Below are 19,961 nucleotides of genomic sequence, written 5' to 3'. Positions count from 1 at the left end.
ACTCTATAGTATGAAACACCAAATTCTTTTTTCGCTTGTTTTTTTAGTTGGTTTTGGGTGGCAAATCCAGGCACAAAAACCTAACAGGATCGCTTACATCGATATGGAATATATTTTGGCTAATGTTCCCGATTATAAAGAAGCTTCTGTGCAGCTGGAGAGTAGGATTCAACAGTGGAAAACAGAACTGGAAAAAGATTTGAAAAAGGTGGAGGAAATGAAAATCGCACTTGAACAGGAGCGGGCCTTACTCACCAAAGAATTAATTGAAGAACGCGAAGCTACCTTAGGTTTTGAAGAATCAAAAATTGCGGAATATCAGCAAAAAAGATTTGGCCCTAATGGAGATTTGATAATTCAAAAGAAGGCATTGATACAACCAATACAAGATCAGGTTTTCAATGCTTTACAAGAAATAGGAGTTCAAAGAAATTATGATTTTATTTTTGACAGAACTTCCAATGTTGGCTTGGTATTTTCTGCAGAGAGACATAATATAAGTGATCAGGTTTTAAGAATTATTACCCGTGCAGCAGGAAGGGAACAATTGAGTTCCAAAGATGAAATTGCCAAAATGGAGGTAGAAGAAAACCGAACTGTGGAAGAAGATGCTGCAATCACTGAAAAGAAAGAAGCTATTGAAAAGGTGAAAACAGAAAGAGAAGCTTTCATAGAGGAACGTCAGCGCGAGCGAGATTCCTTAAGGGCGGTGAAACAAAAAGAATTTGAGGAACGAAGAGCAAAAGTTCTTGAAGAGCGGCAACGCAAAAAAGACTCGATAGACAACCTACGCAAAAAAAGAATAGAAGAAAATAATAAACCCAAGAATAACAATTAGAATGAAAACCATTAACACTTTAACCCTTAATATTTTAAAAATGAAACAATTCAAAACCTTACTTATAGCCGTGGCTTTAACCCTTGGAGCCACTGCTTTTACAAATGCACAATCAAAAATTGCGCATGTTGCTTCTCAGGAGCTGGTACAAACACTTCCGGCTTATAAAGACGCAATGGCTCAATTGGAAAAATTGCAAAAAACCTATGATGCAGAGATTCGAGATATGATGACGGAAGCTCAAAAAACAATGCAGCGTTATGAGTCTGAAGCTCCAACAAAAACGGAAGAAGAAAACTCAAAAAGAGCTCAGGAATTACAAAGCACTCAAAGAAGGATCCAGGAACACGGTCAAAATGCACAACAGGATCTTCAAAAGAAAGAACTCGATTTACTTAAACCAGTGTATGAAAAAGCACGTGTTGCAATTCAAAAAGTTGCAAGAGCAAAAGGTTATGATTACGTATTGGACTCTTCAAATGGTTCAGGAGTGATTATGGCCGATGGTTATGACCTGATGGCAGATGTTAAAAAAGAATTGGGAATGTAATATTTTCTAAATATAATTTATAAAACTGCGCTCTATCCGGGCGCAGTTTTTATTTTTGTATCAAATGAACAACACAGCTCCTATAGGTTTTTTTGATTCTGGCGTAGGCGGAACTTCCATATGGAAAGAAGTCGTACAGCTTCTTCCCAACGAGAACAGCATCTATCTTGCCGATAGCAGGAATGCTCCCTATGGTGAAAAATCACCAAATGAGATAATTGCGTTAAGCCGGAAAAATACGGAGAAATTAATTGAAATGGGAGCCAAACTTATCGTGGTTGCCTGTAATACTGCCACAACAAATGCTATAGATTTTCTAAGATCCAGCTATCCAGTTCCATTTATAGGAATAGAACCCGCGCTTAAACCCGCGGCAACAAATTCCATTGGAAAATCTATTGGAATACTGGCAACAAAAGGCACTCTATCCAGTGAACTCTTTGCTAAAACTTCAGGATTATATGCCAGCAATATCCATATAATTGAAGTAGTTGGGGAAGGATTGGTGAAATTAATAGAGGAAGGAAAAAAAGATTCTTCAGAAATGGAAACCCTTTTACGTAATCTTTTAGCCCCAATGCTTAAAGCTGAAATAGACTACCTGGTGTTAGGATGCAGTCATTATCCCTATCTCACTCCAAAACTGAAGGAGATCCTTCCTGAGAGCGTTAAAATAATAGATTCAGGTGAAGCTGTAGCCAGACAAACCAAAAGAATTTTAGAGAAATTCGATCTCTTTAATATTTCCGGGCAAGTTTCAAAACACAAATTATTCAGCAACAGTAATTCGGAAGTGCTTGCAAACCTTGTAGGAGAAGCTTTGAACCCTTCCATAGAGGTTTCTTACCTGGAGTTTTGATTAATTCGAATTGATCGCCGGGCATTTACAATCATAACGCGCACGGTTTTGCCCAAAATTATACCCTAGGGTAATTTGATGAAACCCGGCATTGCTCAAAACAAGCGAATTTATTTGATGGGAATAGGTATATGCAACAAGAAATTGCTTGTAATCCAGTCCAACAAAACCGGTAAAATATTGCAACTGCTGATTTTGAATCTCAACTCCATCCGTGGTATATTCAGCGCCTTCAAAACTTCTTCTAAAGGATAATCCACCCCATAGTCCGCCCAGTTCAAGACTTTTATAAACCTTCAAATTTGCATCTATATTTTTTTCTGAAGTTTGTTCTCTCAATTGAAATAACACTGAAGGCTCATAACTCCAGTCACTATTTGCCTGGCCAAAAACATATCCCGCAGAAAAGAGATATTTCCGCTGATTGCTGGGCACCGCATCTGAATAGAAAAATTCCCTGTTTACTGAAAGAATATTCTTTGCCGTAAGATGTGCAAAAAAATCAAGATAGTAGTACGACATTCCTACATCTACATTCCCATAAATATCTGCAGAATTTCCATCCCCAATAAGAGGATCAAAAGTTGTAAAACCGCTTTGATCGAGACTATGCTGCACAACTCCACCGCTTAGACCAAAAGACAATTGATTTAAATCCAGCTCACTTCGGGAGAAAAGCAGGTGATAGGCAAAGGTGGCATACATACCACGTTTTGAATAATTTCCGTTTTGGTCGTTAAAAACAATACCACCCACACCTATTTTCTCCCCCACCCTGCCATGGACGCTCAGGGTTTGTAATGCCGGTGCATTATCTACATCAAACCACTGTTGTCTAGCGGTTAGGCGGATTTTGTTAAAATTTGAAGCGCCAGCCATAGAAGGGTGCAGCAAATAAAGATTATCGGTCAAATAATCAGAATAAGTTGGTATTACTTCCTGTGCTGTTATTTTTATAGAAAAGAAAAAAACAAGCGTGAAAAATATAGCGAAAAATGATTTCATTTAAAATATTTAATGTCCGTGAGAAGAAAAAGATCCTCCAATAAAGCGTGACAAGGCCAAAAATAAGAAAAGCCTATAAACATAAATTTAATATCAATTGTAAATATATAGATTAGCCTAGTTTGTTTTAGTAATTTTGCATAAAATTTTATAGTAGGAAATGAGCATAGCGGAAACTTGACAAAAACATGAATGAAGATATGCTAATTACACCCGATAGCTATCGGGAGATCATTTAAAAAAACAATAAATATCTATATATGAATCCATATACCATACATATACACCCTACCACAAATCCCGCAATTCTAAAATTTGAGACCAACCAGTTTTTGACCCGTCATGAAAGTTTTGAATTCGGAAATATAGAAGAAGCCTCAAAATCACCATTGGCCCAACAATTATTTCATTTACCTTTTGTGAAAACAGTTTTTATCGCACAAAATTTCATCGCTATTGAAAAGTACAATATCATAGAATGGGATGATGTACAGGAAGAAGTGGCAACCCAGCTTAAGGATTTTCTAAATGACGGAGGCGTTATTCTTAACATTGAAAGTGAGCCGTCCAAAAAAGTGGTTCCGGTAACTGTTTATGCAGAAAGCACACCCAATCCTTCGGTAATGAAATTTGTAGCCAATAAAAAATTGGTTATAGCTCCTGCCGAGTTTAAAAATATAGATTCTACCGAAAATGCCCCTTTAGCAAAAGCTTTGTTCCATCTGCCCTTTGTTAAAGAGGTTTTCATGGACGAAAATTATATTTCCGTCAATAAATATGACATGGCCGAATGGAATGACATCACCATGGAATTAAGAGAATTTATCAGAAATTATCTTCAGGAAGGCAAGGAAGTTTTATTAAAGGAAGAATCGGTAGAAACAGAAAACAAAACTTCCCAAAAGACAGCATCGAATTCCAGGGATTTGGATGAAGTGTCTTTGCAGGTTATAGACATTTTAGATGAATACATTAAGCCGGCAGTAGCCAGCGATGGTGGAAATATCACCTTCGATTCCTACAACCCGGAAACTAAAACAGTAAAGGTAATATTACAGGGAGCCTGTAGCGGATGCCCTTCCTCCACTGCAACCTTAAAAAATGGGATCGAAACCATGATGCGCGATATGCTTCAGGGGAAAGTGGATTACGTTGAAGCGGTTAATGGATAATTAATTTCAGGAAATTATTTACTCGGAAATCTCCGGTATAGTTTCCATCCGATAGAGATTTAAAAAATCAATAGATTGTTTGCTTCGCTTCTTTATGAAATTCCTGAAAAAGCTGAAGCAAACTCATCGTAGAGCTAATCAAATCTTTTGTTTCCAGCAATAACCCGAAATATAATTTAGAGTTTTTCGGGCTGGTTTCCGTAGTCCGGATTCGCTCTATTTGCCGCTCAATTAACTCTGAAATATTTTCAAGCAATACTCGTTTTTCAGCAATTACCTTATCAATATTGCTGAATCTGTGAGAATCAAAAATAAGTTTAATATCATCAAACAACATCTGCATTTTGTTGTTTATAGCTTTAAGATCGCGGGTTTGATTGAATTTCAGGTTTTTGTGATTGTTGTGGACATGATTATAACTGTTTCGTGTTATAAAACCAATGGATTGCACCATATCCTGTAAATGGTCTAAAATAAGGATGTAGAATTTACCTGCTTCCACAGACTCATCGTCCAGAGATTTGATAAAATAAAAAATATTCCCCTTTAACTCATCAATCTCTGCTTCCAGTTTTTCTATTCCTTTATTGTTCTTTTTTAGTTTATTTAAATCGTGTAATCCAAGGCTATCAACGGTTTTGGTGTACATTTTATTAATTCCGCCTATCACACTGGAAATATTTTGAGAAGATTCAATAGTGATCTCGTTAATCGTGACTATATCGCTATGTTTAAAACGCTTTTGTTTCTTTTGTTGTTTCAGTTTCCTGGAATGCACTACATAACTCCGAACAATCAGGATCACTGCAAGCAATACAAGGAAAGCAATGGCTATAATCCCCCCAAAGTAAATGATGGCGGCAAAAAGTGCTGCCACTAAAAATGCGCTAAAGGCGGTAACAAACCACCCACCTATTACATTTAAAACACCCGCTACCCTAAACACAGCGCTATCCCTGTCCCAGGCACCATCGGCAAAAGAAGTCCCCATAGCTACCATAAAAGTAACATAGGTGGTAGATAATGGTAATTTTAAATTTGTTGCCAGGGAAATCAAAACACTGGCCACAACAAGATTTACGGACGCCCGCACAAGATCAAAGGATGGTATTTCAAGACCTCTTTCACCGACAAGTATCTCTTCTTTTTTAAATTTGGAACTCATTTTATGCGATAAAGAATCCGGGATAAGGAATTCGAAAACATTGCCAATAACAATAAAGTACCGAACGATGCCACGGGAAAAAAAATTGGGCGCAAAACGTTCATCTCCAAACTCCTGCCTGCCAAGTTTTATTTCGGTTTGTGTAACCCGCATAGCTTTTTTAGAAAACCAAAGGGTTGTAACCATAACCAGACCTGCAAGAATTAAAAACAGGATGGGGGTACTTACCTCTTCAGATAATCCGCTCATCAATAACTGCGATGGCAATTCTCCGGTAGCCAAATAAGCAGCATGCCAGATTTCATAGGACTGCCAGGCCGCAATAGGCACACCAATAAAATTTACCAGATCATTTCCAGCAAATGCTAGTGCCAGGGCAAAAGTTCCAATTACAACAATTGTTTTAAGGATATTTACCTTAAAAGTTGCAATTGCTAAATGGCATATCCCTGTAAAAAGGAAAAAACCGGAGATCACAATAACAAGGGAATTATTTTTTACATCATTCAGAAAACCTGGAGGAATGAAAGAAATACTTGAAATCCCTTTCATTAAAATAAAATAAAACAAGGCAGTAAATGAAAGCCCTCCAAATATGGCTCCAGCATATTTTATTTTTTTTTCGTATTGGAAAGTAAAGATCAACCTGGAAAAATATTGAACCATTGACCCAAGCGCAAAAGCAATAACGATAGAGAGCATTATACCAAAAATTATTTGGGTTGCTTTTGAAGTGTTTATAAATGTAAATAAGGTTTCATAATCTCCGGTAGAATAATATATTTTTATAAGCGCAACAAATACCGCAGCTCCAAGCAATTCAAAAACAATTGAAACCGTTGTTGATGTTGGAAGACCCAACGAATTGAAAAAATCCAATAGAATAACATCTGCGATCATAACCGCCAGAAAGATGATCATGATCTCCTCAAAGTGAAATTTCCCAGGGATAAATATTCCTTCCCGGGCAACCTCCATAAGTCCGCTGGAGAAAACCGCTCCTACCGCCACCCCTATGCTGGCAATGATAAGAATTGTTCGAAGAGGTACAACTTTGGAGCCTATGGCAGAATTTAAAAAGTTTACTGCATCATTGCTTACACCTACCACCAGGTCAATAATTGCCAGGGCAAATAAAGCAATCAACATCAAGATATAAATGTTTTCCATAATGCCTTTACATGCCTACAAAAGTTCTTATTTAAATTATAAAAAAAGACTTTCCAAAGTTATTAAAACTTTAAGAAGAAAGATCATTTAACAGAGCCTATTAAAGCCCCCCAAATCAAACCTTTTGACTTTATCAAGCGACCTATTTTAAAGGAATCAATTTCAAGAATATTGATGAAATCCTGCCCGAACGGGACGGGCGGGCCAGAAAGAAAAGACGGGTAGGCTATTTCAAAATTAATAGCACTGGAGAAATTAAAATTTTCGTATCTTACTATTGAAATTTTTAATACTCACAAAAACAAAAAATTAATATGTCCATATTTAAAGTAATTGAAGTTATTGCAACTTCTGAAGATAGTTGGGAAGAAGCCACTAGAAATGCTGTAAAAAGCGCTTCCAAAACCATAAAAAATATTAAATCGGTTTATGTAAAGGAACAAAAGGCGATGGTTACCGGTGAAAACATCACCGAGTTTAGAGTAATCCTCAAAATCACCTTTGAGTTAACTTAATTTTTTTCACGAAGCAAATCCAAGGCTCTCTCTATAAAAGGGAGTCTTTTTATTTCAAAAAAATCAATGAATTTTCAGGGATTCAATTCTTTGGTGGGATTCAGATTTCTCGTCCCAAATATCCTAATTTTTTTTGACTACATTGTACTCTTAAAAATAATTATTTAACAAAATTTAAACAAAATTTATTCCGATATTTTTACTAAAAATCTTCCCTTTGTGAAAATTTAAAAATTATGGATCAAATAGACAATTGGAGTGAACTTGCCAATAATTATCTTTCAAAACTTATAGACTATTTACCCAGCCTTATTGCTGCCATTTTAATATTAGTATTTGGTCTTTGGATCATTAAACTCATATTGCGTTATACCCGTAAAATTTTTCAGAAAAAAGATTATGATATAACTCTGGAAAACTTCATTCTCACTTTGATAAACTGGACTTTAAAAGTCCTCTTATTTATTGTCGTTATCGGGAAGCTTGGGGTACAAACAACCTCGCTTATCGCAGTTGTTGGTGCCGCCGGACTTGCAATTGGACTTGCCTTACAGGGTTCATTAGCCAACTTTGCCGGGGGTGTACTAATTATAATATTAAAGCCCTTTAAAATAGGCGACTGGATTGAAGTTGGAGATGTATCGGGAACGGTAAAAGAAACTTCTCTTTTTTACACTTATCTCAATACCTTTGGAAACCAACTTGCCATTATCCCAAATGGAGATTTAACCAATAATGAAATTATAAATTATACGGTTGAAGGGAAACGTAAAGATTCTATTACCATTGGAATATCCTATGACAGCAATATTAAGCAAGCTAAAGAGATCTTAATAAACCTGATGAAAGAACAGGAAGGAATCATGGAAGATCCGGAACCACAGGTTGTAGTAGCCGAACTTGCGGACAGCTCTGTAAATCTTTCGTTAAGATTCTGGGCTTTAAATGAAAACTACTGGGGATGCCACTGGTTTACTATTGAAGAAGCAAAATTCAGGCTGGAAGCCGCCGGAATTGGAATTCCTTTCCCTCAACGGGATGTGCATTTTTTTAATCATTCTAAAGATGCAAAAGAAATCAATGAAAATACGGGGAAATAAACATAAACCTATCCGGCCATAAAATCTTTTAAATAGTAAGGTTCAAAATAAGCGACATCTTCAAAGTCGCTTATTTTGTATTTATATATAGCCAAATCAACCATTTCTTTTGCCGATGGAAGTTTTCCTTCAACAAAAATAGCGTTGGGATGCTTGCATATCTCGTTGAATTTTGTCACTCCACTCCCTATAAAATACACAGGTCCTTTTTCTAAATATTCAAAATAGGAATTTTCGTCAAGGATCATTGCGCTCGTTTTCAATATCTGTTCCCGTTCATTATCAAAAACAGCGGTATACACTTCCATTCTCCTGGCATCGAGCATAGGAATAACCAAAACTTTTTCCTTTACCTGATAGGCCAACGCTGTTAAAGTGGAAACTGAGATAAGTGGGATCCCAAGAGAGAAGCATAATCCTTTGGCTGCAGATACTCCAATTCTCAGTCCTGTATAGGAACCCGGGCCTTTACTAACAGCAATTGCATCAAGGTTTGATAGTTGCATATCATTTTCGGCCAAAATATCCCGAATGAAAATATGAAGCCTTTCCGCATGGGAGAACCCATTGCTGTAATCTTCCTTTAAGGCAAACAAGTTTCCATTCTTAGCAAGTGCAACAGAACAATTCGTGGAGGCGGTTTCTATACAAAGTATATTCAAATCTTTTTTATTTTATTCTGAAGGGGGTGTTTTTTCCGTACCAACCTGTACTTCATCCCCGTCTTTTAAACTCTTGGTTACGGTGTTATAGGGTCCGGTGATCACGGTTTCCCCTTCTTTTAAACCGGATACTATTTCTATATTTCTATTATCCTGGATCCCAGTGGTAACAACCCGCAATTTAGCCTGATTTCCATCCTTTACAAAAACTGTTTCAAATTTTTTATCGGTCAAAGCATCTGCCGGTTTCTTTCCGGGAGTTGAAGTTGTGTCATTCTTAATCACAATAGCACTAATAGGTACACCAATAACATTGTCCTTTTTTCTGGTAATTATATCCACTGTTGCAGTCATTCCTGGCCTGAAGGGTGAATAATTTTCCGGCTTTCCTTCCAGTAGATCTTCATAGGAACTTTTAAGGATTTTCACCTTCACCTTGAAGTTTGTAACCTGATCTGCAGTTAATCCTTCTATGGCAGAATTAGAGATTTCGGTAACAACTCCTTTGAATTCTCTTTTTAAATAGGCATCTACTTCCACAATGGTAGAATCGTTTACAGATACTTTTACAATGTCATTTTCATTTACATCCACTTCCACTTCCATATTGGCTAAATTCGCCACCCTCATGATCTCGGTTCCTGCCATTTGTTGGGTCCCTACCACTCTTTCGCCTAATTCTACTGCCAGTTTTGAAATAGTCCCACGCATAGGTGAGAAAATACTGGTTCGGGCAAGATTATCGGTAGCTTCAGTCACGGTGGCTGAGGCACTTTGCATACTGTAAAATGCTGCATTTTTAGCAGCCTCGGCAACTTCAAAAGCTGCAACAGCACGATCCCATTCTGCCTTCGAGATCACTCCTCTTTCAAAAAGGGTTTTATTCCGGTCATAATTGGCCTTTGCTTCCTTTAAATTCGCTTCCGACTGAGCATAATTTGCACGAACATTTTGCAATCCAGCCCGGGAACGAAGTAAACTGGACTGGTAAATATCAGGATTGATGCGCACCAGTAAATCTCCCTTTTCAACCAACTGACCTTCCACCACAGGAAGCTCAATAATCTCTCCGGAAACTTCAGAAGAAAGTTTAACCTCAAGCTCTGGCTGAATCTTTCCGGTAGCCGAAACGGTTTCAACAATTTGGATGGGTTCAATCTTAGTGATCTCTACGTCCTTAATATTTCCAGATGCTCCAAACCATCCTGCTTTTTTTCCTGCTATAAGTACTACAATAAGCGCAACTGCGATAACACCAATAATAATGAGTGTTTTTTTCTTCATGTCCTAAAATTTAAGATCGGTTACCGGAATCCCGAAGTATAACTCGATCACTTTTAATTTAAATATATAATCGTATTTGGTTCTTACCACCTCTGTTTGTGCATTTTCAAGCCTTAATTTTGCCTGACTAAATTCGAAAGCATTGGTTAAACCCACGTCAAATCTTTCTGTAGCATAGGAATTAGCCTGCTCCTGGGCATTCAATGCCACCAGGGCAGCTTCGTAAGACCTGAAAGCTCCCTGAGCATCTACGTAAGCCTGATAAACATTAGCCTCGAGATCCAGTTCTGCCTGTTCCAAACGATATTCGGCACGTTCAACATTAATCTTATTTCGTTTTACCTGATTTCTAACAGCAAATCCGTTTAAAACAGGAATATTCAATTGCAAACCATAAGTAGTTCCATCATTCTCATATAACTGGGTGGTGAAATCCCGGCTGAACGGATCATTATCAGCATACCTGGTATTGTAATTAAAAAATGCGTTAATTGTCGGCCAATATGCACCTTTGGCTATTTCAACATCTTTTACGGCAATCTTTTTGTTTTCCTCTGCTACTTTTATTTCAAAGCGTTCTTCCTTTGCTCTTTCAATTATTTCTGAAGGAGTTCTTGTAAGGATTTCTGCTCCAAAAACATCATAATCATCTTCAGCGATATCAAAGTTTTCATAATCCTTTATCAGAAGCGTTTGCGCTAAACTGATCAGGGATATTTTTATATTGTTTTCAGCTACCACGATACGTTGCAACTCATTGGCACTGGTGGCTTCAATTTCCAGAAGATCTCCGGATGGAAGTACACCTGCGTCTACAAGCTCCCTTGTTCTTTCCAGCTGTTCATTGGTAACCATATTTTGAGAGATCAAAACTACCAGGCTTTGTTTATTAAAAAGCACCTGTAAATAGGAGTTTGCAACAAAAAGGGCAATATCATCCTTCATCAACTCCAGGGAATACTCACTTGCCAGTTGGGCAAGTTTAGATCGCTGAAACTGCCTGTAATTCCTAAGCCCGTCAAAAACAGTTAAGGCTGTGGTGGCACTACCTGAAAAAGAGGTAAAACGAGTACTTTCAAAACGGTTAGTGGTTGGATTGATACTTAAACCGCTGTTGCTGGTAAGACTCATTTGGGAGCTCAGGGATGGTATAAAATTACCAATAGCATCAGATCTGTCAATTGCTGAAGCTTCCACATCCAGTTCCGATTGTTTTACCGAAATATTATTTTCCAGGGCATAAGCAACACATTCCTGAAGTGTCCATCGCTTTTCCTGAGCTTGGGTATAAATACCTATAAAAAGAAAACAGGCTAAAAATATTATTTTTTTCATAATTGTGCTTGTAAAATACATGTCTAACAAATTGGGAAGTTGTTACAGATTAGTTTGCAGAAAAAGATGGAGAAGGCTTAATCTGGTTCCAGATTTTGATTTTATCATCCTCAGAAATTCCTTCCAAAACCTGAACATAAATACCATCACTTACTCCCAGCTTAATTTCTTTTCTAACAAACTCCTGGTTTCCTGATTCTACTTCCACAAAAGGTTTTTGAGTTTTGGGATCAAACTGTACCAAGGCTTCTTTAATTGCCAGGGCATCATTTACCCTCTCAAGAATAATAGAAGCATTCGCGCTTAACCCGGCACGGATAAAAGTAGTATCCGATTTATTTAAAGTGCCTTTAATATCAAACTGAATAGCGCCATTTTCACTTACCCCTTTTGGCGCGATGTAATCTAAAACCGCATTAAAGGTCTTATTTTCTATAGCGCCAACGGTAATTTCCAACGGAAGGTCTTCCCGTATCTTCCCAACTTCGCTTTCATCAACTTTTCCTTCAAAGATCATTTTATTGACATCGGCGAGAGTAGCTATGGTGGTACCATCATTAAAGTTATTGCTTTCAATTACCTGATTTCCTGTTTTCACCGGAACATCCAACACCATTCCATCAATAGTAGAACGAATTAACGTATTTGCGGCAGTTCCCAGTCCACTTGTTGTCCCCGTGCGTACAATTTCAAAATTTTGTTGCGCCGATTTGTAATTTTGCTGAGCCCTCTGGTAGGATACCTGAACATTATCAAAATCATTTACAGAAATAACCCCCTTGTCAAATAAGGTTTTTTGACGATCAAACATCTTCTTCTCATTATCAAGATTTATTTTTGCAGTGGCAACGGCATCCTTTGCACTTTGTAGGGTAGAAACATTCGGAATTACCCGTATTTTTGCAATAAGATCCCCTGCCTTTATCTTTTGCCCCGCTTCGATATAGATCTCATCTATAATTCCTGAAATATTCGGTTTAATCAATACCTCTTCCCTGGGAACTATGCTTCCTGTAGCTACGGTTTTCTTGATTATGGTTTGCCTTGAAGGAGTTTCTGTTGCATATACAACAGGATTTTCCTGATTTTTCTGATAGAGGTAATACAACGCCCCCACGAAGGTTATCGCAATTACCAAAAGTATGACGACAGTGACAGTTTTTTTCATCTTTGAATTGAGTTAATCTATTTATTTATTCCGTTCTTAAAGCATCTACCGGCTGGATCTTTATAGCATTTTGTGCCGGTATTAATCCTGCCAGTAAACCCGATATTATTAAAATTGTAAGTGCGGTAATTACCACTCCCAGATCTACACTGGGATTTGCAAACATCATTTCTGAAGTATCCATTCCATCTAATTGATTATTGATTAGCGCTATTATTCCTGTTGCAAGGGCAATTCCCGCCATCCCTGAAATTATGGTCAGGAAGATAGATTCCATCAAAATTTGTCCGCGAATTGCCCACGGAGTTGCTCCCAGCGCCCGCCGTATTCCTATCTCATTGGTGCGCTCCTTTACCACGATAAGCATGATGTTGCTAATTCCAATTATTCCTGAAAGCAATACCAGAATCCCAACGAAATAAGCCACTGCTTTTAAAGCGACGAACAAACCGTTTATTTTACTGTACTCTTCATGTAAATCAAAATTACCAATGGCACGGTCATCCTCAGGATGAATGGAATGATTTGATTTGATAATATCAAAAACCTGACTTTTAAGCTCCGTTATAGTCGATTCATCATTGGCGGTAATCGCCATCCACCCCACGTTATCCCCTCTATTAAATGCCTGGGAAAAGGCTGTAAAGGGAACGAATATCTGTTTTTGGGCTTCTTCCGCATCTCCGTTATTATTGCCTTTCTTTTTATAGGTTCCTATCACCATAAAGTTCACCCCATTAATTTTGAGATAACTTCCTATTACCTCTTCTCCGGGTTGATACATGTCATTTCGAACACCTTCTCCAATAATCGCCACTTTCCGCTTATCCTTGATATCTGAATAATTGATGAACCTACCTGAAGTTATGTCCATGGGTTCCTGCTGAATGATCTCCGGGTAATCCCCATATACGTTGAATGCTCCTGTTTTTAATCCCCGCACCACATTATTTGCTCCACCAAAACCACCCAGTTGATTTCTTGGAGATACAAATCTTAGGTTGGGAACATTTTGTCGAATTGCTGCAACATCCCCGGTTTTGAAATTATAACGTCTTCCCTTTGGCAAACCTTTATAGGGTTTTGAAGGGGTTTGTGACCACATGAACATCGAATTCGTGGCCATACCTCCAAAACCTTGCTTCACACCGTTCTCAAGCCCTTTTCCTGCCGCCAAAAGAATAACCAGAATAAATATTCCCCATAGCACTCCAAAGGAAGTGAGCAGTGTCCTAAACCAATTTGTGGTCAGGGCTTCTATTATTTCGCTCCAGTTATCTCTGTTAAACATGTTATTCGTCTCTTAAAGCTTCAATTGCTTTAATTCGTGCTGCTCTCCAGGCCGGGAAAAATCCAGCTATTGCACCGGCTATTATCAATATAAAAACAGTGGAAATAGCGACACTAAAATTGATGGAGGGGTTAGTTATATATTCGGTTTCTATCATGGGCCCTACAAACTCCAGAAGTGCAAGACTAAAAATAAGGCCAGTAAATCCGGCTATTGTCGTTATAAAAATAGATTCATGAAGAATCATAATTATAATAGCAAGAGGTTCGGCCCCAAGGGCTTTTCTAATTCCAATCTCTTTGGTTCGTTCCTTGACTATAATCAGCATAATATTGCTAACTCCAACCACTCCCGCGATGATCGTACAAATACCTACGCCCCAAAAAAAGAACTTGATCATATTTATAAGATCATAAAATCTTTTGGCATCTTCCAGTGTATTATTGATATTTATGGCACTAGTATCATCCGGAGCTATAATGTGTTTTTCTTTTAGGTAAGAAGAAACTTCTTCCGTAAACCGTTCAGATTCTGCAAGGGCTTCTTCAAAATTGTCTTTTTTTTCTAAGGTGAAGGATAGGTTTCTAATATTATTAGCTCCGCCAAATACACGCTGAGCAGTAGATATGGGTAAAAATACCCGGGTTTCTTCCCGTTCTCCTCCCGGATCTGTATAAACACCAATTACCTTAAAGTTGATATTGCTAATTCGGATATATTCTCCAATTGGGTTTTCCCCGTTTTTAAACAGATCTGATTTTATTTTTTTACTAATGACAACAACCTTTTCAAAATTTTCCTGATCTTTATAATTGATATATCTCCCTTCCGTCATTCCAGCATTTTCCAAAAACTGATAGTCTGGCCATACCCCTTCTACCCTGTATGCACCAGATTCGTTTTTAAAAGTTATGAGTCCGCTCCAGATCCTGAAGATAGAAGATTTATATTCGAGCTCATCCTGATATTTAGAACTGATGTAGCTATAATCGTCATTTTTCATCACGATCTGCCTGCCGGGATTAAGTCCTTTGTATTCCTTGGAAGTAACTCCTGTAAAAACATACAGGATATTGGCAGCATTCCGTTCAAACTGTTTGGAAATCCCATTTTGCATTCCTTCTCCTATTCCCAGAAGGATTACCAAAATAAAAATACCTGAAGCAACGGATAAACCGGTTAGAAAAGTCCTCAGCTTATTCTTGCTGATGGTTTCAAAAATCTCCTGCCAGCGTTCTATATCAAACATTGCTTAAAGCTCTTACTTGATTTACCTTTGCGTCATCTATAATTAAACCATCCTTGAGATTTACAATGCGTTTGGTCATTTGGGCAATATCGTGTTCATGGGTTACCACAAGAACCGTTCTCCCCTCATCATTAATTCCCTGGATCAAATCCATCACTTCATAGGAAGTTTTGGTGTCCAAGGCTCCTGTAGGCTCATCGGCAAGTAAAACTTTTGGGTTTGATGCCAGCGCCCGGGCAATCGCAACTCTTTGTTTCTGACCTCCGGAAAGCTCGTTAGGCAAATGGGAAGCCCAGTTTGCAAGTCCAACTTTTTCAAGATAACTCATTGCTATATCCATTCGCTCTCCACGCTTTACGCCCTGATAATAAAGGGGTAAAGCCACATTATCCAATGCGCTTTTGTAATTGATTAAATTAAAAGACTGAAATACAAAGCCCAGAAATTTGTTCCGATAGCGGGCTGCAATTTTTTCATTCAAATTCTTAATAGGAAGTCCGTCCAGGGTATAAGAACCTTGATCGGCCTCATCCAGCATACCCAATATATTGAGCAAGGTTGATTTACCTGAACCTGAAGAACCCATAATAGCAACCAGCTCACCCTCGGCCACACTGAAATTTATGCCTTTCAAAACATAAATGGAATTGCTTCCCATTTTATAGGATTTGTGCAGGTCTTTAATTTCGATCATAATGCAAAAATTATAGCTATTCTAAATTATGAAATTTCAGAACAGCATAGACATAAGACCTATGAAATCAAAAATTGTTACAGAATAACATGTTAGAAAAAAGTTAAAATTTAACTGAATATTAAGAAACATTCAGGGTTTACTATAAGTTCAGGGGAAAAACAGGAAAATAATTTGAGTAGTTTTAAAAGATCCTATCAAAGCGATCAACCATATTATCAAGTTAATAATGGTATTTTTTTAAGAATTGGAAGGTTTTTTCTTTTTAAAGGAACGATATATAAAAAATGCAATTCCCCCAATAAGCACGTATGGAAATATCATTAAATATACAATCCCATCATTAATCCCCTGGGCAGTAGCTTCAGAACCTTCGCTTTCCAGCACTGCGCGGCACATCGCGCACTGGGCGGTTACCAATGCGGGCAGTAAGATCAAAGCTATGCTAATAAAAATTATTTTCAATTTCATATAACTCATAAATCAAATTCCTTCCTTTCTTCAAATTTAGCCAATTTTCAGAAGAAGAAAAACATGCTTTTTAATAATATGGCAACATAAATAAATAAACCAGCACTCCGGTAACGGCAACATATAACCAAATTGGGAAGGTCCATCGGGCTATTTTTGCGTGTTTTTCATATTGCGCGGTTAAACCGTGATACATAGTAAACAAGACCAGGGGAACAATAATAGCGGAAAGAGCGATATGTGTGATTAAAATAAAGAAATAAATATATCTCAAAGCTCCTTCTCCTCCATAGGGAACGGGCTCATTGCTTATTTTTGAAATCACATAACTCACCAGAAATATAGCAGAAAGCAGAAAGGCCGTGATCATAAAATTCCGATGCCACTTGTACTCCTCTATAGACTGGAAAAAATATCCAAATAAAAGTAATAATGCTGTTGAACCATTTAAAACCGCGTGGAAAAACGGAAACGTGCCGGACTGAGTTCCAAAAATATTATAACGCTCAGGAAGATACATCAATATCAAAACCAGGACAGGAACTACCACGGAAATGGTAATTATTGCCGGGATGGCAATTTTATCAATTTTTGCTACACCCATGTTGCTTAAAGTAGTTTATTAATATCCTCGATAAGAATATCTATTTCCGGCTCCTCTTCTCCTTCCACTATAGACTTGTTACGCTCAACAGATCCACGATAATAGATTATTGGATTTCCAAACTTATCAAGTCTGGAACGCACATAACCTTCTTTGTCAATAAGAGCGAAAAGCCCGGAGTGTGCAAAGCCACCGGGAACGGTTTCATCTTCATCGGCAAAAATGCCAAATCCGCTATTCGCCATTTCATAAATTTTGTTTCTATCCCCGGTAAGGAAATTCCAATTGGGATTTGTCACCCCGTAATTTTCAGCATATTCCTTTAAAACTTCAGGAGTGTCATGTTCTGGATCAATAGTAATGGAAACAATTCCAAAATCTTCCTCATTATCGATTTCATTTTGAACCGAGATAAGATTCTCATTCATAATTGGACAAATGGAAGGACAGGTTGTAAAAAAGAACTCTATCACATATACCTTTCCTAAATAATCCTTATCTGTGATAGTATCGCCATCCTGATTTATAAATTCGAATTCTGGAACCTGCTTTTTTTCTTCATACTGAATAATATATGCAACTTCTGAAGGATCTCCTTTTTTGGTTTGCACATTAAGCCTGTCAGATTTTATGATCTCCTCGCTTCCTATACGGTCAAGTATTTTTGGAATAAAAATAATTCCAAAAATAAGTATGATTAGCGAAATCCCTATATAGGATGAATTTTTCATAGCTACTCTTCCTCTTCTTTATTATACTTTTTAAGGGCTAACCTATACTCTGCCAGGATAACCTTTACATCATCATTCATTTTATTATTGAGTTCAGAAACAGACCTGGAATCATACCCATAAAGCATTCCTTTATCTTCATCATCATCACGTCCCCGAAGGTTTTTATCTTTATCAATTATAAAAACATATGGGGTCTGGAGATTTTTATCCAGCTGAAGATCAGTTTTAAAACTATTAAAAACCTCACTCACCTGTGAAGGAGTTCCATATACCATTTTCCAGTAATCGGAGTTGGTAACCGCAGAAAAATCACTTATAAACTTTTGAGTCTGTGGCCGGGCATCTTCAGGTAAAACAATTACAAATTGGAAATCTTTGAATTGATAGAACTTCTCAAGGATCTTTTGATCAAGATTAAAAGTATTCCCTTTTAGATCCTCCGGGTCATTTCCAAAAAAAGCAACGATACTGATTTTATCCTGAAAGGAAACAGCGGAATCCTGATTGGTATTAAATTGATTTACATCTTTAACCTGATTGGTTAAAATAGGGAGTTTAGCAAAGTGATTTACACCGGAAGAAAAAAACAGATAAGCAAAAATTGGCAGTAAAAACAATACGCCAAGCACAAGAAACTTCTTCATGGGGACACCGTAATTATGAATTACAAAAGTAAAAAGACGGTTTTTAAAAACCGTCTTTTCAAGAATTTTTAACTTTTAAAAGTCCCAGGCTACATGATTGTTTTTAAAAACCTCGAAAATGTAATCACCTTCTGTTAATAAGATAAACATAAGGTAACTAATTAAGAATACTGAGGTCCATACAATTGAACGTCTAAGGCCTTTAGTTTCACCTTCCAGGTGCATAAAGGACCATGCGATATAATATGCCTTATATAATGTTAGGATTATAAAGATCCAGTTAAGCAATTTCATGCTTAAAAAATCATTTTCTATTAAAAAAGCAGGTCTTATAATCCCCAGGATAACCTCTACAAGGGTAACTACTGATAGCAATATAAAAACATACCAAATTTTTTTGGTATTAGATTCGTGAGTTTGTGTAGTACTATGTGCCATTTTTTAATTTTTCAGAATTATACCAGATAAAAGAAAGTAAATACGAATACCCACACCAAATCTACAAAGTGCCAGTATAATCCAACTTTTTCCACCATTTCATAATTTCCTCTTCGCTCATAAGTTCCAAGGATAATATTAAAGAATATTATAATATTTATAAGTACGCCCGTTAATACGTGAAAACCGTGAAAACCAGTAATAAAGAAAAAGAAATCGGCAAATAATGGAACTCCATATTCATTTTGTCTCAGGTTTGCACCTTCCACAATTCCTTTCCCTTCAAGGTTTAATTTCTGAATGGATTCCTCCCTGGAAAGAATTGTTTTATGACCGTTCTCATCAAGTAATTGGGTACGGACCAACAGGTTATCATTTGCAAGAAAACCTGATTTTACTTCCTCCAGAGAAACGGTGGGCAAAGACGCTCCTTCACTAAACCAGATTCCAGAGCTACTTCCCATTGCAACCCTATCTGATGCTATTGGAACAGCAACATCGCTAATCGATACCCGTTCTCCTTCCGCATTTACAAATTGAAGAATATTACCTCCTGTTGTTGTAACTGCACCATATTCACCTTTTATGAAATTTTTCCACTCCCAGGCCTGTGAACCAAGGAATATCAATCCTCCTATAATTGTTAGCCCCATATAAAAAGTAACTTTTCCTTTCTGCATCTGATGCCCTGCATCTACTGCCAACACCATGGTTACAGAAGAGAAAATAAGAACAAATGTCATTAAAGCTACATAATACATTGGAGCATCTACTCCATGTAAAAACGGGAAGTGATTAAAGACTTCATCGGCGATAGGCCAGGAGTCCACAAACTTAAACCTTGAAAAACCGTAGGCCGCCAGGAATCCGGAAAATGTAAGTGCATCGGAAACGATGAAAAACCACATCATCATTTTGCCGTAACTGGCTTTTAACGGTTCATTTCCACCGCCCCAGGTTTTACCCTCGGTACCTGTTCTAATAACAGAAGCTTCCATATGGAGATATTGAAT

General features: G+C 37.4%; 21 protein-coding genes. 6 read left to right on the top strand and 15 right to left on the bottom strand.

Annotated elements, in window-relative coordinates; translation table 11 throughout:
- Positions 1-10 precede the first annotated feature (10 nt).
- The 3 genes from ACKGJN_RS05005 (at position 11) to murI (ending at position 2,247) form a co-directional block, all read left to right on the top strand.
- Positions 11-838 carry an OmpH/Skp family outer membrane protein gene (locus ACKGJN_RS05005; RefSeq protein WP_409538329.1) on the top strand — a complete coding sequence of 276 codons (828 nt, stop codon included), beginning with the start codon at positions 11-13 and terminating at the stop codon, positions 836-838.
- 40 nt (positions 839-878) lie between these two features.
- Positions 879-1,388, top strand: a complete 510-nt coding sequence (locus ACKGJN_RS05000) for an OmpH/Skp family outer membrane protein (protein WP_040507058.1) — start codon at positions 879-881, stop codon at positions 1,386-1,388.
- Between the two features lie 64 nt (positions 1,389-1,452).
- Positions 1,453-2,247: a glutamate racemase gene (gene murI, locus ACKGJN_RS04995; protein WP_409538328.1), complete on the top strand. Its 795-nt coding sequence runs from the start codon at positions 1,453-1,455 to the stop codon at positions 2,245-2,247.
- On the opposite strand, the gene ACKGJN_RS04990 is transcribed toward murI, so the two are convergent.
- Positions 2,248-3,252, bottom strand: coding sequence for a PorP/SprF family type IX secretion system membrane protein (locus ACKGJN_RS04990; protein WP_409538327.1), 1,005 nt, complete (start codon positions 3,250-3,252; stop codon positions 2,248-2,250).
- Between the two features lie 260 nt (positions 3,253-3,512).
- Between ACKGJN_RS04990 and ACKGJN_RS04985 the strand changes: the two genes are divergently transcribed.
- On the top strand, positions 3,513-4,424 hold the full coding sequence (locus ACKGJN_RS04985) for a NifU family protein (RefSeq protein ID WP_409538326.1): 912 nt from the start codon (positions 3,513-3,515) through the stop codon (positions 4,422-4,424).
- A 67-nt stretch (positions 4,425-4,491) separates the two neighbouring features.
- Here ACKGJN_RS04985 and ACKGJN_RS04980 read toward each other — a convergent pair whose 3' ends face one another.
- The gene (locus ACKGJN_RS04980) at positions 4,492-6,759 is read right to left on the bottom strand and encodes an inorganic phosphate transporter (RefSeq protein ID WP_409538325.1); all 2,268 of its coding nucleotides are present in this window, start codon (positions 6,757-6,759) and stop codon (positions 4,492-4,494) included.
- Positions 6,760-7,073: 314 nt separating this feature from the next.
- Here ACKGJN_RS04980 and ACKGJN_RS04975 point away from each other — a divergent pair, with 314 nt between their 5' ends.
- Together ACKGJN_RS04975 and ACKGJN_RS04970 are read left to right on the top strand one after the other, a co-directional pair.
- Entirely contained in the window at positions 7,074-7,274 is a 201-nt protein-coding gene (locus ACKGJN_RS04975; protein WP_409538324.1) for a dodecin family protein, read from the top strand.
- A gap of 236 nt (positions 7,275-7,510) precedes the next feature.
- On the top strand, positions 7,511-8,374 hold the full coding sequence (locus ACKGJN_RS04970; protein WP_409538323.1) for a mechanosensitive ion channel family protein: 864 nt from the start codon (positions 7,511-7,513) through the stop codon (positions 8,372-8,374).
- 8 nt (positions 8,375-8,382) lie between these two features.
- Here the strand turns inward: ACKGJN_RS04970 and tsaB are convergent, their stop codons facing one another.
- The 13 genes from tsaB to ACKGJN_RS04905 form a co-directional block, all read right to left on the bottom strand.
- Positions 8,383-9,036 carry a tRNA (adenosine(37)-N6)-threonylcarbamoyltransferase complex dimerization subunit type 1 TsaB gene (tsaB, locus tag ACKGJN_RS04965; protein ID WP_409538322.1) on the bottom strand — a complete coding sequence of 218 codons (654 nt, stop codon included), beginning with the start codon at positions 9,034-9,036 and terminating at the stop codon, positions 8,383-8,385.
- A 12-nt stretch (positions 9,037-9,048) separates the two neighbouring features.
- Positions 9,049-10,320, bottom strand: coding sequence for an efflux RND transporter periplasmic adaptor subunit (locus ACKGJN_RS04960; protein ID WP_409538321.1), 1,272 nt, complete (start codon positions 10,318-10,320; stop codon positions 9,049-9,051).
- Between the two features lie 3 nt (positions 10,321-10,323).
- Complete coding sequence (locus ACKGJN_RS04955; RefSeq protein WP_409538320.1) at positions 10,324-11,655, bottom strand: TolC family protein; 1,332 nt, start codon at positions 11,653-11,655, stop codon at positions 10,324-10,326.
- A gap of 49 nt (positions 11,656-11,704) precedes the next feature.
- Positions 11,705-12,823 carry an efflux RND transporter periplasmic adaptor subunit gene (locus ACKGJN_RS04950; RefSeq protein ID WP_409538319.1) on the bottom strand — a complete coding sequence of 373 codons (1,119 nt, stop codon included), beginning with the start codon at positions 12,821-12,823 and terminating at the stop codon, positions 11,705-11,707.
- A gap of 25 nt (positions 12,824-12,848) precedes the next feature.
- The gene (locus ACKGJN_RS04945) at positions 12,849-14,114 is read right to left on the bottom strand and encodes an ABC transporter permease (RefSeq protein ID WP_409538318.1); all 1,266 of its coding nucleotides are present in this window, start codon (positions 14,112-14,114) and stop codon (positions 12,849-12,851) included.
- A gap of 1 nt (position 14,115) precedes the next feature.
- Complete coding sequence (locus ACKGJN_RS04940) at positions 14,116-15,363, bottom strand: ABC transporter permease (protein WP_409538317.1); 1,248 nt, start codon at positions 15,361-15,363, stop codon at positions 14,116-14,118.
- Positions 15,356-16,057 (bottom strand): ABC transporter ATP-binding protein, encoded by a 702-nt coding sequence (locus ACKGJN_RS04935; protein WP_409538316.1) that lies wholly within the window; start codon positions 16,055-16,057, stop codon positions 15,356-15,358. Before ACKGJN_RS04935 ends, ACKGJN_RS04940 begins: the two co-directional genes overlap by 8 nt.
- Before the next feature lie 240 nt (positions 16,058-16,297).
- Positions 16,298-16,528: a hypothetical protein gene (locus tag ACKGJN_RS04930; protein ID WP_409538315.1), complete on the bottom strand. Its 231-nt coding sequence runs from the start codon at positions 16,526-16,528 to the stop codon at positions 16,298-16,300.
- A 70-nt stretch (positions 16,529-16,598) separates the two neighbouring features.
- Positions 16,599-17,132, bottom strand: a complete 534-nt coding sequence (locus ACKGJN_RS04925) for a DUF420 domain-containing protein (protein ID WP_409538314.1) — start codon at positions 17,130-17,132, stop codon at positions 16,599-16,601.
- Positions 17,133-17,137: 5 nt separating this feature from the next.
- Positions 17,138-17,863 carry an SCO family protein gene (locus ACKGJN_RS04920; RefSeq protein ID WP_409538313.1) on the bottom strand — a complete coding sequence of 242 codons (726 nt, stop codon included), beginning with the start codon at positions 17,861-17,863 and terminating at the stop codon, positions 17,138-17,140.
- Between the two features lie 2 nt (positions 17,864-17,865).
- The gene (locus ACKGJN_RS04915) at positions 17,866-18,510 is read right to left on the bottom strand and encodes a hypothetical protein (protein WP_409538312.1); all 645 of its coding nucleotides are present in this window, start codon (positions 18,508-18,510) and stop codon (positions 17,866-17,868) included.
- Positions 18,511-18,585: 75 nt separating this feature from the next.
- Positions 18,586-18,948, bottom strand: a complete 363-nt coding sequence (locus ACKGJN_RS04910) for a cytochrome C oxidase subunit IV family protein (RefSeq protein ID WP_409538311.1) — start codon at positions 18,946-18,948, stop codon at positions 18,586-18,588.
- Positions 18,949-18,965: 17 nt separating this feature from the next.
- On the bottom strand, positions 18,966-19,946 hold the full coding sequence (locus ACKGJN_RS04905) for a cytochrome c oxidase subunit 3 (RefSeq protein WP_409538310.1): 981 nt from the start codon (positions 19,944-19,946) through the stop codon (positions 18,966-18,968).
- Between the last annotated feature and the right edge of the window lie 15 nt (positions 19,947-19,961).

Source organism: Gillisia xinjiangensis (assembly GCF_046298265.1).
In the GTDB taxonomy this organism is placed as follows: domain Bacteria; phylum Bacteroidota; class Bacteroidia; order Flavobacteriales; family Flavobacteriaceae; genus Gillisia; species Gillisia xinjiangensis.
Note: the sequence above shows the minus strand (reverse complement) of the source record. Positions and strands in the feature narration are given on the sequence as shown.